Source organism: Pontibacillus sp. HN14, from assembly GCF_021129245.1.
GTDB lineage: Bacteria > Bacillota > Bacilli > Bacillales > BH030062 > Pontibacillus.
The window spans coordinates 166904-180185 of sequence record NZ_JAJOLR010000005.1 but is presented as its reverse complement, the minus strand read 5'-3'; the positions used below and the strand labels follow the sequence as shown (position 1 = coordinate 180185).

Here is a 13282-nt window from a genome sequence, read left to right as displayed (position 1 = left end):
TTTAAGTGCGATATGATTCTAGTGTTTCTAATGCCCACTGGCACCATTCTACATACATTTTAGCGTATCGTTTCCCAAATTCAGAAGTCAGATAGCTACCAATATGAAGGTAATTCGGAGGACCGTCTTCTCCGTAATGTTCCTGTTGCCATTTCGAGGTGCCATCTAATATAGCTTTTTCCCTTGCTAAAATTCTTTCAAGCAAAGCGATAGCTTCATCAATAGTGATTGCTTGAAATGCTGAAACGCGAAGCAGAAACTCGTCTTTTATCTTGGCAGGTTTGATGGCTTCTTCCATCATCCATTCAATCAAACGTTTTTCCCCTTTTGGGGTGATTGTATATAACTTCTTATTTGGGCTTCCTTCTTGGACGATTGTTTCAAATGTGACAAGCTCTTCATCTCGCATTTTGTTCAACTCTTGATACACTTGTGAATGAGTAGAATTCCAAAAATAGATGTGCTGTGTCTTAAATGTGCTATGTAAGTCATAGCCAGAATGAGGTTCTTTCGTCAACAATCCGAGAAGGGCATATCTTATGGCCACAGTCTACCTCTCCCTTTACTCAACTTGCTACATCTATTATACGCTAGATTAAGTAAAGGGAAAATAGAGGCATGTGTTCCTTATGTTTATTCTTCCCAGGAAACAGGGAAAGTGAGTACTAAGAATTAATATTAGGAGGCTAACCATGTCTGAGAAACGATTAAGTGAACTTGTACAAGGGGAGAATTATTCTGCACAAGAACTAGACAGTTTTGTTTCTACAACAGATGCTGTGCTTCTATCTAGTAATGAGAACCAACTCTTTACAGAGCCTGATCGGGAGTATAAAGTAACAGGCGAATTTGCAGGTTTCTTTGAGCACTCTTCTGATAATGGCGAGAAATATTATCGGAATAAAAAAGCTTATATTGTGGAGAAAGTATAAAGAACATAAGGAAAACAAATGATAAAAAGGACTTAATCTGTTGGGATTAAGTCCTTTTTTAGGTATAATAGGTCTTTCGATTATACAAGCAAGGGAGGGGAAGGGTATGACCCAACGCCAAAATCGCGTGCCTTACTATCTTCAAGTAAAACACAGCATTATTGAAAACATTAAAAATCAGAGCTGGAAGCCCGGTGAAAAAATACCTTCTGAAAATCAGCTTATGCAGGAATATCAAGTGAGTCGTTCTACCATCAGGCAAGCGATTACTCAATTAGCTCAAGAAGGGATACTCGAAACAAAACGAGGGAAATCTACGACCGTTAAGAAGAAGCCATCGGATCATGTGAAAAATCCAGGCGTTATTCAACGAGAAAAAGGAACTGAATTCAGTGTCCAAATCATACGAAACGTTCATGGGAAGAAAATGGACTATGCAAAAAAGATGTTAGGTCTTTCGGAAGAACAAGCCGTCTACATGTATGAGCGTTTGCGCTTGGCAGATGGAGTCCCGATCGCCTTTCAACAACTTTTTATACCTGAACACATCGTAGAGAGTTTGACGGACGAGGATTTGCTCGTTTTTGATTTCCATGCTCATCTAGAAGAGAAGGGAATGCAGCCAAACTATTCTAAAGAATATGTTTCAGCCTCTCTTGCGAATACATATGAAGCTGACTTCCTCGGCATCGTAGCAGGGGACCCGTTAGTTGATATGACAAGAATTACACTAGGGATCGACCAGTCTCCTCTGGAATATTGCAGAACCAAATATTTGCCAACTTTCTTTGATTTTACTGTAGAAACACGAGGATAACGCTTTAGTCTTTAGGCTAAAGCGTTTTTTTATGAGCGATGTGAGGGGGAGCGGAAGTTATGGATAAGAATCGAGCGGAGGGGAGTGGCTCAAGTGGGCGGGCGCGGCTCAAGTTAGCTAGAATTGGCTCGTGCGGGGGAGCAACGGCTCAAGCTTGTGGGGAACGGCTTAAGAAAATCGCATAACGGCTCAAGAGGAAAAAATAACGACTTAAGTCAGGGGAGAGAGGCTTAAGTGGGGCGGAAGCGGCTTAAGTTAGGCAGAATTGGCTCGAATCAGTTGGTAGCGGCCCAAGTTCAAGGAAGGGAGCGAGAGCCACATTAGCACCCTATTCAATGAAATATAACCTAAGAATTCTATAAGATTCTCAGAAAAGGAAATGTAAGGAATGAAACTTGCGAACACATATCATACATGTTAGTATAAGTTTTGTGCTTATTCGGACATGTTAGTTACATAGATAAGCATGAAACTTATGAAACTACTACAATACTTTGGGGGAATATACGCATGAAAGCACTAAAAAGAATACTCCCGGCACTTTTTATCGGAATGTTACTTGTGCTGGCAGCTTGTGGAAATGATTCCAGTTCAGGAGATGGGGATGGATCTGATAAGGAAGATAAAACCATCGAAATTGGCTTGAATAACTGGGCAGAGAACGTGGCAGTTTCGAATATGTGGAAGATTATTTTAGAAGATGAAGGATATTCAGTTAAATTAAATATGACAGAAAAAGGGCCTTTATATCAGGCGCTTGAATCAGATGATTTAGACCTTGCATTAGAAGTATGGTTACCACACACAGATGAAGCTTTCTATGAAGATTACAAAGAAGATGTGGATTTCCATAAAGATCAACCTTGGTTTAATGGTACGACTCTAGGACTTGCAGTACCTAGTTATGTAGATGTAAATAGCATTGAAGAATTAAACGACAATAAAGATTTGTTTGAAGATGGTAAGATTTATGGGATCGACCCAGGCTCAAGTCTTATGGGCTTAACGGATGAAGCTCTTGATGAATATGGTTTAGATTACACTACGGCTTCTTCTTCAGGACCGGCTATGACGACTCAACTTGGAGAATCGATTCGTAAAGAAGAACCAATCCTAGTAACGCTTTGGAAGCCTCACTGGGTGTTTGCGGAATACGAGCTTAAGTTCTTAGAAGATCCAAAGAATGTATATGGCGATGAAGAAAATATTATTTGGATGTCCCGTCAAGGTTTCACAGACGACTTTCCTGAAGTGACAGAGTATATCAACACTTGGGAAATGGACGATCAACAGCTAGGAAGCTTAATGAACATGGTAAAAGAAGCTGATGAGCCAGCTGAAGGGGCTCAGAAATGGGTAGATGAGAACGAAGAACTGATTAACGAATGGTTAGGAAAATAACAAATGCACACAAAAAAGGACTTTTCCCTTAAGGAAAAGTCCTTTTTTCTATTTATCCAACTGTTCCGTACTTTTTGGCACGCTGATCATCTTTGTGGTCTTTAACCACAAGGACAGCGTGGATGGCACCAGGAATAACCCCTAAAATGGTAAGTATTAAGTTGATGATGGCTTGAACGGGTTTTCCTACAAACAAGACCGCAATGGGTGGTAATAGAATAGCAAGTAGGTATAACATGTTTTCCCTCCCGATGGAATGTCTTCTTGCGATTTATTTCTATATTACCCGCTGTTCACAAAGTTAATCTGACTTCATTTCATAATAGACTTACTAGATTATAGGTTTTAACCCTCTTTTTTACGGTTACATAGATAGTACGCAGAAACTCAATAGCCCGATAAGGAGTGGAGTTTAATTATGACATTACAAAAAGACTTAAAGAAACTAGAAAATTTCTATGCAGAAAAACCTGAACGAGTACTTACAATGTACTTAAATACAGATTTAGCTGACCCTGAACAACAGGGCGGTGAATGGAAGATCCATTTCAAAAATGGAATGAATAACTTTGAACATTACTTGCAAGAGAGCGGAGACAAGGATGAATTAAAAAACTTCCGTAATCTAAAAGAACAATTAGAAACATATGTGACAGACTATGAACGTGATCTTTCTAAAAGTTTAATTGTTTTTGCGTCAACAGACGGTTCCCTATGGCACGCTCAGCCCGTGCAAATGCCGGTTAAAACAGAGTTCTTCTGGGAAGAAGCACCTGTATTGGATCAAATGCATGAGCTTCATAAAGAGTTCCCTAAAACCGGGGTTGTGCTTGTTCAGCAGAACGACGTGAAGGTCATTGAAGCTGAATTAGGTGCAGTAGATGACATCAAATATTATGAATTAGATCTTAATACAGAAGATTGGCGCTTACACACTGGTCCTCACCATGCCCAACCTTCTATGGGTTCAGGTGGGAAAAACCCAGGTAAAGAAAAATTTGAAGACCGCTACCGTGCTAATCAGCAGCGCTGGTATAAGAGCCTTGCGCCTACATTAGACAAATTAGCAAAAGATGGACAGTGGGAACGTATTTATCTGGTAGGTAACCAGGACGAAACGGATGAAATCCAAGCTCATATGAATAAGCCTATTGATGAGCATGTTCCAAAGAACCTTCTTGAGCATGAAGAAACTCACGTGCTTAACGAAGTGGTATTGTAATAAAGAAAGAAAAAACTCTGCAACAGTGAGTTGCAGAGTTTTTTCTTGTTTTCCTACATAGATGAAGTGACAGATTTTTCTAAAGCGTGCCACCAGCACCTTTCTTAAAAAAATCTTGAAAATATGATAAAATAATAATTATTAAAAATGAGCTTGAAGGAGAAATAAGATGTATATCGTTGACTCTACTGTGGTGGTTCCAGAGGAAAAAGCAGATGAATTAATAGAGATTTATCAAAACCGATCAAAGAGCGTTGATCAATGGGAAGGTTTTCGCTCTTTTCAACTTCTTCAAAACGACAAAAAGCCTGGGGAATTAACTGTTCATATGGAATGGGAATCCAAGGCTCATTATATGAAATGGGCAACAAGTGAGGAGTTCCAGAAAATACACGAACTGGAGAAGAATTATCCTGACAAAGCGCTTGCTAACATTCCTCCGAAAGTTAAAAAGTTTAAAGTGGTGGCGGAATGAAAGCTTCAGAACGAGAACACATTGTTGATCAAATCGTGAACGAAATCTATGAGGCGTATCCTTTTTTATGGGAACGTTTCGGTGAAAATGGTCGAAAACGAACAAAAGAGGATAATTATCACCATTTAGACCATCTCTCAACAACATACGAAATGGGAGAAGAGCAGTTTTTTATGGATTATACGAAGTGGTTGCAAACGGTATTAACAAGCCGCGATGTAGGCACGGAATTAATTATTGATAATTATGAGCGGTTGTATCGACACCTTGAGGGGCTTGAAGATCATGATGAACAAAAAGCCTATCAGTCCTATCTAAAGAATGGTATTGAATTTTTGAGAGCAACAAATGAGTAAGGGGTGAGGAGATGGACGATTTTTCTAAGCTTGCAAAGTTATTTCTTGAAGGAAATGAAGATGATGCCGTTCACTATTTGTCCCAAATGGGGACAACACCAAATCGGCTTCATCTGTACGAGCAATTCCTTACTCCGACTATGTATCACATTGGGGATCTTTGGGAGCGCAATGAGATTTCCGTAGCGGATGAGCACTTAGCTACAGCTGTATGTGATTTTGTCCTTTCTCAGCTTGATAGTATGAAGAAGCGTGCATCCGAACAGAATGCTAGTAAGGTATTGTTATTTGGCATTGAAGAAGAACAACATTATCTGGGGTTAAAAATGGTCGCTTCTACTTTTAGAGAGTATGGGTGGAATGTCAGGTATCTTGGACCGAACCTGCCCCTTGATCACGCACTGAAACAAGTGAATCGATATAAACCAGATGTGGTTGGAGTATCAGCTGCTTTGTCTTATCGACTCCCAGTTCTAAAAGAAGTGATTGAACATTTAACTCGCCTTGAGTGGTCGCCGACAGTGTTAATAGGAGGCCGAATGGCGAAAGAATATGATTTAAGTTCATTTGCTTCTGAACGGGTTGTTGTGATGAAAGATTTACATCAATTAGAAACATGGATAGAGGGGAATGAAGAAGACATTAATGCGACAAGTTAACAATCACTTTCCAGTTCCCTCCCTAACCATTAATAAAAAATATACGATTCTTGAATACACGCAAGAAGCGAGTGAGATGTTTCATCTGACTCCTTCTTTATGGGAAATCATAGAAGAAGCTAGTCATAAGAAAGTAAAGGATTGGATTGTTCCCACTCTGCCTAAAGTTAAAGTGGAGGTTAATGTCATTACCGCCTCTAAACAAGTCGAACTTGTGGATCTTTATGTGAAATGGGCAAATGATCTACAGGCTGAAATTATGATCATTCCTAAAGAAGGGCAGAACCAGCACGTAAGTAAGATGCTGGACCGATTGCAAAATCGTTTAAATGAAACAAATTTCGAGCTGTTAGAAGAAAAAGAAAAGCTAGAAGATGCGATTCATCAAAATAATTTGTTATCTGCTCCCTTCATTCAGCTTACTTCAGAAATCTCCTTGATTCCTTTGTTTGGTGATATTTCAGAAGAGAAGCTATTTACGATTAAAGATCAAGTACTTTTGAAGGCCCATACGCATGAAACAGATTGTTTATTGTTTGATTTTACAGCTGTAGGAGAAATGCACCAAGACGGGGTATCTGTGCTGAAAGACATCTTCACGAGTTTACTTTACATGGGTAAGAAGATTGTGATTGTAGGGATTAAACCATCTCAAGCCCAACGGCTCCATCATTTACAAATTCGTTTTAACTTATCATTTGTTACTTCATTACAAGAAGCCCTCCATCGATATGGAGCATAAGAGAAGCCTTTTTTCTATCGAAGAAAAAAGGCTTATTTTTATGCCTTTACTATAATAAATGGCTCTATTAAAGTTATAGTTTTTCCTTATAAGACTGCTTAACAGAACAAATACTAAAAAAATCCGCACAAATATGTTTTACTACTATACTAAAATGGAAATATATATGTAATTCGATTAACAATACGCGTTTACGACCTAATAATGGAATTTCCACTATCGTTTGAAAATGTTTTTGTCTCATGTAGCTTTTGGTAAGTTCATATACTTGCATAAAGGAGGGAAATTCCATGGGGAGCAAAGCGATTTATATTTATACCCGGTCCGGATGCGATGAAAGCCAGTCATTGAAAGAATACCTATCAGCTGATCAAATACCATATCATGAGATTGATATTAGTCATTCCAATGATTTAGAAAGTGAATTACTTGGGATCACAGGCACAAACATTACACCGGCCATCATCGTGGACAAAAAGAGTATGTTTGGGAAAAAGAAGCGTGCCGTGTTTTCGGGATATGTCACGAATAAATCTACTATTAACCGGGTTATTCATTAATAAAGCGCCCTTTCCTAAAAGAGCTAATTAGGAAAGGGCGCTTTTACCATTCATTTTATAAACAGGGAGAAGGTGAGCCATACAACACTCAGGCTTATGATCAGACTAGACGCTACATAGAGTAGGGCTTCCTTTATTCTGTTGGTTTGCAAGAGCTGAATGGTCTCCTTTCCAAAAGTCGAAAAGGTTGTAAAAGCTCCGCAAAACCCTACACCTGCGAGTTGCCAGATGGACTCTGGAAGAACCTCTTTTGTTCTAAGTACAATGAATCCAGCTAAGAGCAACGAACCAACTATATTGGCTAGCCAAGTTCCATAAGGAATCGAACCCTTTGAATTAAAGAAGTCACTTAAAAAGAATCGACAAAGAGCACCGAGTCCGCCTCCTAGCGCTACATAGGCAAACATCATTTTACATGCTCCTTTCGACTGTGAGCAGTAAAGAATCCTAGCCAGCTTAAGGTTAATCCTCCTGCAAGGCTAATAAGCACATACATCAATGCTAGAATGTGCGAAGTATGGAGCCATAGCTGTAAGGTTTCGGTGGAGAAAGTTGAAAAGGTTGTAAATGATCCAATCAGTCCTGTACTGATTCCAACCTTAACAGAAGAAGAAAACTTGCTCATAAGAGTTGGGTGAGTGCTTAGATAAGTAAGGATAAAGCAGCCAATGAGGTTAACAAGAAGCGTCTCGTATGGAAACACAGACGCCTCTTCAATCCACAAAGAGACGATGAATCGTAAAGAAGACCCCACAGCACCTCCTATAAAAATCGCAAGGTACATAAACATGGTTTTATCGTTCACTCCCTTTTATAGAGAAGAGAGTCGAATCCCTTCTTATTTACATGCCGGACATTTTCCATAAATCTCAAATTTATGATTTTCTACATCATAGTCTTTTAGTTCACCTGAGACCTGTTGCATCGGGCAAGTGTGAATTTCTTTTGTTTTCCCGCAATCTAGACAAATGAAATGATGGTGGTGCTTGGACTCACATTTCATACGGAAGTGCTTTTCACCCTCAAGATCTGTTACCTCTAACAATTCTAACTCAACGAACAAGTGTAGATTGCGGTAGATCGTATCGAAACTAATACCTGGGTATTTATCTTCCATCATTGCTTTCACATCACGAGCTGTTCGGTAACCATTTTGTTCATAGAAAAAGCGTAACAGATCTTCCCGTTTATCTGTATACTTATGACCTTTTTCTTTTAATTCTTCAAGTGCTTGATTTAAATTCACGTTTTCACCCTCTTTGTACGTGTACGTTGGATTCCTTTCTTCACAAGGATGGTCACTACTAAGATTAAGATAGACGTTAAAACGATGGTGCCACCGGGAGGAATTTCGAAATAATAGCCGAAGATGAGCCCGCTAATCACCGAAATTTCACCAAATACAATCGATAAAAGAATGGCTTGCTTAAATCCGCGGGCAATCCGAATACTCGCAGCTACAGGTAAGGTCATGAGAGCTGATACCAGTAAGACCCCAACAATTCGGATAGAAGCAGCAATAACCAGAGCTGTTAAGACGATAAAAAGGAAATGAATGCGTCTTGCATGAATACCTGAAACAACAGCGTGTTCTTCGTCAAACGAGAGCATAAACAATTCTTTATAGAATAAACCAATGAGCGCCGTAACCACAACAGCTACAATAAGAATTGTCCATAAATCTTGACGACTGACAGCTGTCACAGAACCGAATAAATAATTGAATAAATCTGTATTAAAACCATTGGCAAGAGAGATAAAGATAACACTTAAGCCAACCCCGCCTGATAATATAATTGGAATCGCTAATTCTTGATAGGCTTTGTACACGCGTCTGAGTTGTTCAATGAAGACAGAGCCGATAACGGAGAAACTCATTCCGGCATAGAAGGGACTAATCCCAACACCGAATTTCTTATCAAGCATAAGACCAAAGGCAATGCCAGATAAGGTCACATGGGAAAGGGCATCCGCAATTAAAGAAAGTCTCCTAACAACAACGAACGTTCCTAAGAGCGGTCCAATGAACCCGATCAGTAACCCTGTATATAGTGCGTTTCTTAAAAATTCATATTGTAAAAAGCTTGATAACATAAAGATTCCTCCACTAATGGTCGTGGGTCACAGCGTGAACGGGGTGACCGTATATATTTGATAGATCTTGATCATTTAAATCATTAAATGACTCTGGATCACCGTGAAAATGGATTTGTTTGTTCAGGCAGGCTATATCGCTTGCGTATGAAGTCATTGTACCGATGTCATGAGTAACAAGAAGTAAGGTAATCCCTTTATTTCTGTTTAAATCAGCGAGCATTTTATAAAAGCGATGCACATTTTCTGTGTCTACTCCGACCGTCGGCTCATCTAAGATTAAGAAATCAGGCTCGCTGACAAGAGCTCTGGCGATAAAGATACGCTGCTGTTGTCCACCTGATAGGTCGCCAATATTCTGATAAAGGTAGTCACTCATACCAACCAACTCTACGGCTTCTTTAATCTTTTCCTCGTGTTTTTTCTTAAAGAATCGAAAATAACCAACTTTAGATGTTAAACCCATTGATACAACTTCATAGACAGTTGCTGGGAAACCACTATTAAAACTGTTGGCCTTCTGAGAGACAAAGCCAATTCGGTCCCATTCTTTAAATTTATCTATAGGCTTTCCGAATAAGTTAATCTCTCCTCGTTTTTGGTGCATGAGTCCAAGGATCAGTTTAATTAACGTGGTTTTTCCTGAGCCGTTTGGGCCAACTAGGCCAACAAAGCTACCTGGCTGAATGGTAAAGTCAATGTGCTCTAGTACATCTCTTTGTTCATAGGAATAACTGACATCTTTAATATCTAATACGGGTGTAGGCAATGTGATGGAACCTCCTTCTATTTGCTATTTAACGCGGTTTTAAGCACATCAAGATTATCGCGCATTAAGTCAAAGTAATTGTCCCCTTCATCAATATCTTCCTGGGTTCGTACCGAAAGATTATGAATGGATAAAGCCTTGGCGCCGATTTCGTTCTGGATAATGGTTGCCACCTGATTGGAAACATTTTGTTCAAAGATCATATAGTTCATATTTTCCTTCTTACCTAATTCAATTAAATGCTCAATGTCTTGTTGTGACGGCTCACTGCTTGGGGAAATACCGTTTACAGAGATTTGTTCAACCCCGTATCGTTCCTCCCAATACCCATAAGCTCCGTGCGCTACGAGAAATTGCTTCTTATCTGCCTGAGCAACGGCTTTTTGAAAGTCTTCGTTAAGCTGGGTGAGTTGTTGGTTCAAATGTTTAAAGTTTTGTTCATATACTTCTTTATCTTCTGGATTTAATTCTATTAATTCTTCTTTAATATACTGAGCCAGTTCTTGAGCACGAACAGGATCAAGCCAAATATGTGGATCTTTATCTCCGTGGGTGTGTCCTTCATGAGCGGATTTTTCTTCATGACCTTCTCCGTGAGCAAATAGAGATTCATGAGTTCCTAGTTCTGCAAGCGTTACATCTTCTCCCTCTAGCGCATCCGCAGCGCTTTCTGCAAACCCCTCAAGCCCAGCACCTAAATAGAAGAAAGCATCACTCTCAGCTAAATGGGCCATCGTTTTAGCGGTGGGTTCGAATGTATGAGCGTCTGCTCCTGGTGGATAGATGGTTTCTACGTCAACTGTATTACCACCTATCTCTTCTGTGAAATATTCAATGGGATAAATTGATGTATAGATCGTTAAATCTTCTATAGATGATTCATTATGATTATTAGATGAACAAGCAGTGACTAGAAGCAAGACACTTCCCATAACTAAACTTGTAATCATTTTCTTCATTCTCTTATTCTCTCCTTTAAAAGGTTCCTTAACACAAAACCTTAGTTATTGTATCGTAACGATTCCGATTTGTAAATAAGAATGATTCCGATTTAATAGGGAGGGATAAAAAAACCACCTCTATGACTGAGAGGTGGTAGTAAAATCATGTGTTATGAGCTCATTTTCCGTAACTTACGTAGACGTAATGTTCCCAAAAGAGCAAGCAGACTAATGCAAAAGGAAGAGAGAAACAATCCGTTGTAGCCGCTTCCTACAACTTGATGAAGACCAGAAAGCATAGATTGTCTTATCTCTTCATCTTGTATAACTTCAAATGTACTCTTAATGGATTGGTAATCTTTTTCTTGAAGACCTTCTCCCTCAGGCATATAAAAGGTGACGCCTGCTTGAGCTGGTACAGCTTCATTAGGTAAATGATTGTACACCTTCTCTTCTACGTTCGTGAGTGACCTGGCTAGAAAGCCTGCATACATGGTTGGTCCAATCGTCATGCCGAGCTGACGAAACAAAGAGGTGGTGCCAAGAGCGATCCCTTTCCGCTCTGAAGTATTCTCTGTAGCTAGTACATTAATCGGAGCACCGAGCATCATACCAAACCCTGCACCAACAAATGAACTGGCGACCGCCATTTGCCACAAGGATTCAACCCATAGAGGGAATAGTAAAAATCCTGTTAAAGCAAGTAAACTTGCAGTGACTAATGTATAAATAGGTCCTTTTTTATCGACTAACGTCCCGCCTCCGCCAGCACCTATACCGGATGCAAGAGCAAGAGGAGTAAACCAATACCCGGCTTGTTCACGGGGGATATTCAAATATTGCTCGATGAAACCTGGAATAAAGATCACTGAAGCGAGAATCATCCCTGAGAAGGAGGCCAATAACAATGTCCACCGGAAAGTAGGAGTCTTCATTAAGGTCATGGGCAGGATGGGTTCGCGAGTTGCTCCTACACGCTTTTCTACTTGGAAAAGCACAGCGAACAACACGATAGCTAATAGAAAGAAGGTAAAGAAAGTCGGCTTTAAAAGGCTTTTAAAAAGGTCCTCTCCTTCTAATAAAGTCAAACTATACATAAGAGACAGGACGGCTGTAGTAAGGAAAACGATACCCGCCCAATCCATTTTTTCTTTAACAAGTTCTTGTTCTTCTTTGATAAAACGTCCACCAATAATTAAGAGAAGAACGGATATAGGAATGTTAATCAAGAACAGCCAATGCCAGTTTCCTGTCGCTTGGAGAATAATAGCTCCAAGGTTTGGTCCTAAAATGGCAGCAATCCCATTCATCCCGCCGATTAGTCCAAGGGCACGCCCTTGTTTATCTTTTGGAAATGTATTTAATACATAGGAGCTCGCTATAATAAAGATGCCCCCGCCCCCTAATGATTGCAAGAACCGAGAGGCTAGGAAGAGAGGGAAGGTAGGGCTTAAAGCGACACATAAAGACCCTATACCAAATAGAGCTACCTCAATCATAAATAAACGTTTACGCCCAAACTGATCGGATAACTTTCCTACAATGGGAACGGATATGGCTAATCCTAATGTATATAATGTTATGGTCCATGAACCCCAGGTCGCACTAACGTCAAAGGCGTAAATGAGAGTAGTGAGTGAAGCAGTAATGATGCCGTTATCTAATGCAGCCATAAAGACGCCAATGGCAAATACGAAAAGCGCTCCTTTTAGTTGACGGTTCATGTGGTCCCTCCTAGAAAAAATAGTGTGAAAACGTTTCATTGAACTATAGCAAATAGTAGCAATAAATGATGCCAAAATCAATGTACTCTCATAAGCGGATGGAGACAGGAAGCATAAAATCTCCTGTTTAGGATATACCAATAAGGGTATATTTTGAGTGGATCATATTTTATGAAGGAGGCATTACCATGTTCCATTATACAGTAGAAACATCTAAAAGCTTAGATGAAGCGGTGGACGCGCTTCAGACACAGTTGAAGGAAGAAAAGTTCGGTGTACTCTGGGATTTTAATGTGAAGGATACATTACAGAGTAAAGGTTTTGATTTTAATACAACCTATAGAATCCTAGAAGTATGTAACCCTGGGGAAGCGAAGAACATTCTTGAGAAGAATGCTTTAGCGAGTTATTTCCTTCCTTGTAAGGTGGTTGTATACGAACAAGATGGAAGTACGAAAATGGGTATGCCAAAACCTACTTCTTTAATTGGATTCTTAGAAGATGAAGAACTGAATGATCAAGCAAAGGATATTGAAGAGCGAATGGCTGCTTGTATGGATAAGGCAGCACAGTAATAAATACCCCTAACA

Annotated in this window: 20 protein-coding genes; 11 read left to right on the top strand and 9 right to left on the bottom strand. The window is 39.7% G+C overall.

The window, feature by feature from the left end; genetic code table 11:
* Position 1: 1 nt before the first annotated feature.
* Positions 2-547 carry a PadR family transcriptional regulator gene (locus tag LQ226_RS15870; protein ID WP_231418939.1) on the bottom strand — a complete coding sequence of 182 codons (546 nt, stop codon included), beginning with the start codon at positions 545-547 and terminating at the stop codon, positions 2-4.
* A 145-nt stretch (positions 548-692) separates the two neighbouring features.
* Here LQ226_RS15870 and LQ226_RS15865 point away from each other — a divergent pair, with 145 nt between their 5' ends.
* The 4 genes from LQ226_RS15865 (at position 693) to LQ226_RS15855 (ending at position 3150) form a co-directional block, all read left to right on the top strand.
* Complete coding sequence (locus LQ226_RS15865; RefSeq protein WP_231418938.1) at positions 693-932, top strand: hypothetical protein; 240 nt, start codon at positions 693-695, stop codon at positions 930-932.
* 106 nt (positions 933-1038) lie between these two features.
* Positions 1039-1749, top strand: a complete 711-nt coding sequence (locus LQ226_RS15860) for a GntR family transcriptional regulator (protein ID WP_231418937.1) — start codon at positions 1039-1041, stop codon at positions 1747-1749.
* 59 nt (positions 1750-1808) lie between these two features.
* On the top strand, positions 1809-1934 hold the full coding sequence (locus tag LQ226_RS21030) for a hypothetical protein (RefSeq protein ID WP_255688724.1): 126 nt from the start codon (positions 1809-1811) through the stop codon (positions 1932-1934).
* A 367-nt stretch (positions 1935-2301) separates the two neighbouring features.
* The gene (locus tag LQ226_RS15855; RefSeq protein ID WP_231418936.1) at positions 2302-3150 is read left to right on the top strand and encodes a glycine betaine ABC transporter substrate-binding protein; all 849 of its coding nucleotides are present in this window, start codon (positions 2302-2304) and stop codon (positions 3148-3150) included.
* A gap of 52 nt (positions 3151-3202) precedes the next feature.
* Here the strand turns inward: LQ226_RS15855 and LQ226_RS15850 are convergent, their stop codons facing one another.
* Complete coding sequence (locus LQ226_RS15850) at positions 3203-3388, bottom strand: YqaE/Pmp3 family membrane protein (protein ID WP_231418935.1); 186 nt, start codon at positions 3386-3388, stop codon at positions 3203-3205.
* A 180-nt stretch (positions 3389-3568) separates the two neighbouring features.
* On the opposite strand from LQ226_RS15850, the gene LQ226_RS15845 reads away from it, so the two are divergent.
* The 6 genes from LQ226_RS15845 (at position 3569) to LQ226_RS15820 (ending at position 7164) form a co-directional block, all read left to right on the top strand.
* Positions 3569-4372, top strand: a complete 804-nt coding sequence (locus tag LQ226_RS15845; RefSeq protein WP_231418934.1) for a VLRF1 family aeRF1-type release factor — start codon at positions 3569-3571, stop codon at positions 4370-4372.
* Between the two features lie 169 nt (positions 4373-4541).
* Positions 4542-4847 carry an antibiotic biosynthesis monooxygenase family protein gene (locus LQ226_RS15840; RefSeq protein WP_231418933.1) on the top strand — a complete coding sequence of 102 codons (306 nt, stop codon included), beginning with the start codon at positions 4542-4544 and terminating at the stop codon, positions 4845-4847.
* Positions 4844-5203, top strand: coding sequence for a hypothetical protein (locus LQ226_RS15835; RefSeq protein WP_231418932.1), 360 nt, complete (start codon positions 4844-4846; stop codon positions 5201-5203). The genes LQ226_RS15840 and LQ226_RS15835 overlap by 4 nt, the downstream gene beginning before the upstream one ends.
* A gap of 11 nt (positions 5204-5214) precedes the next feature.
* Positions 5215-5862, top strand: a complete 648-nt coding sequence (locus tag LQ226_RS15830; RefSeq protein ID WP_231418931.1) for a cobalamin B12-binding domain-containing protein — start codon at positions 5215-5217, stop codon at positions 5860-5862.
* Positions 5834-6604: an STAS domain-containing protein gene (locus LQ226_RS15825; protein WP_231418930.1), complete on the top strand. Its 771-nt coding sequence runs from the start codon at positions 5834-5836 to the stop codon at positions 6602-6604. Before LQ226_RS15830 ends, LQ226_RS15825 begins: the two co-directional genes overlap by 29 nt.
* A gap of 290 nt (positions 6605-6894) precedes the next feature.
* On the top strand, positions 6895-7164 hold the full coding sequence (locus LQ226_RS15820; protein WP_231418929.1) for a glutaredoxin family protein: 270 nt from the start codon (positions 6895-6897) through the stop codon (positions 7162-7164).
* A gap of 50 nt (positions 7165-7214) precedes the next feature.
* Here the strand turns inward: LQ226_RS15820 and crcB (LQ226_RS15815) are convergent, their stop codons facing one another.
* The 7 genes from crcB (LQ226_RS15815) to LQ226_RS15785 form a co-directional block, all read right to left on the bottom strand.
* Complete coding sequence (gene crcB / locus LQ226_RS15815; protein WP_231418928.1) at positions 7215-7574, bottom strand: fluoride efflux transporter CrcB; 360 nt, start codon at positions 7572-7574, stop codon at positions 7215-7217.
* Complete coding sequence (gene crcB / locus LQ226_RS15810; protein ID WP_231418927.1) at positions 7571-7969, bottom strand: fluoride efflux transporter CrcB; 399 nt, start codon at positions 7967-7969, stop codon at positions 7571-7573. Before crcB (LQ226_RS15810) ends, crcB (LQ226_RS15815) begins: the two co-directional genes overlap by 4 nt.
* 33 nt (positions 7970-8002) lie before the next feature.
* Positions 8003-8410 carry a Fur family transcriptional regulator gene (locus LQ226_RS15805; protein WP_231418926.1) on the bottom strand — a complete coding sequence of 136 codons (408 nt, stop codon included), beginning with the start codon at positions 8408-8410 and terminating at the stop codon, positions 8003-8005.
* A complete protein-coding gene (locus LQ226_RS15800; RefSeq protein ID WP_231418925.1) occupies positions 8407-9258 on the bottom strand; it encodes a metal ABC transporter permease in 852 nt (283 codons plus the stop codon). Before LQ226_RS15800 ends, LQ226_RS15805 begins: the two co-directional genes overlap by 4 nt.
* Positions 9259-9271: 13 nt before the next feature.
* A complete protein-coding gene (locus LQ226_RS15795; RefSeq protein ID WP_231418924.1) occupies positions 9272-10027 on the bottom strand; it encodes a metal ABC transporter ATP-binding protein in 756 nt (251 codons plus the stop codon).
* Between the two features lie 17 nt (positions 10028-10044).
* Positions 10045-10986 carry a metal ABC transporter solute-binding protein, Zn/Mn family gene (locus LQ226_RS15790; RefSeq protein WP_231418923.1) on the bottom strand — a complete coding sequence of 314 codons (942 nt, stop codon included), beginning with the start codon at positions 10984-10986 and terminating at the stop codon, positions 10045-10047.
* 152 nt (positions 10987-11138) lie between these two features.
* Entirely contained in the window at positions 11139-12692 is a 1554-nt protein-coding gene (locus tag LQ226_RS15785) for an MFS transporter (RefSeq protein ID WP_231418922.1), read from the bottom strand.
* Between the two features lie 188 nt (positions 12693-12880).
* On the opposite strand from LQ226_RS15785, the gene LQ226_RS15780 reads away from it, so the two are divergent.
* A complete protein-coding gene (locus LQ226_RS15780; RefSeq protein ID WP_231418921.1) occupies positions 12881-13267 on the top strand; it encodes a DUF302 domain-containing protein in 387 nt (128 codons plus the stop codon).
* Positions 13268-13282: the final 15 nt, after the last annotated feature.